The organism is Brucella sp. 22210 (assembly GCF_052045675.1).
Taxonomy (GTDB): Bacteria; Pseudomonadota; Alphaproteobacteria; order Rhizobiales; family Rhizobiaceae; genus Brucella.
In genome coordinates this window covers 1-410 of the sequence record NZ_JBQEPD010000179.1, presented here as the reverse complement: position 1 = coordinate 410, position 410 = coordinate 1, and the positions used below count along the sequence as shown (strand labels likewise).

The following is a 410-nucleotide window of genomic DNA, read 5'->3' as shown; positions in this document are numbered from 1 at the left end:
GGTCAATCCGGGGGCATTTTCCCATTGAACAGGAGATAGCAAAATGGCTGTCGGATTTCAGAATATCACCGCTGCGCTTTCGGCAGCGGTAGCAAAAAACGGAACCATCACCTTCACCTACGGCGGTTCCAACAACGCAGCAACCTACGCCCAGACCGGCGAAACTCTGGCTATTCCGGGGCTGCAGCTGGTGCTTACGAAAGGCGCCAACAAGTTCTCCCTGGCGTACGGCGCGTCCAGTGTGGTTGCAACCTATCTTGGCGAAACGACCATCCCGGCTGGCACGCTCGTCTCGATCTCGCTGCCCCTATCGAAGTTCGCCAAGATCACCGATGGCTCGGGCGGCACCGCATCGAACGCCATCGCCACGATCGCCGACGCGCCGACAGCAAACGCGATTGCTTCGCTTG

Annotated in this window: 1 protein-coding gene; it reads left to right on the top strand. The window is 59.0% G+C overall.

Features of this window, described 5'->3' with window-relative positions; genetic code table 11:
* Positions 1-43 precede the first annotated feature (43 nt).
* Positions 44-410 (top strand): hypothetical protein (locus ACTJKP_RS27225; protein WP_440632880.1); only part of this gene is annotated, 367 nt, incomplete at its 3' end.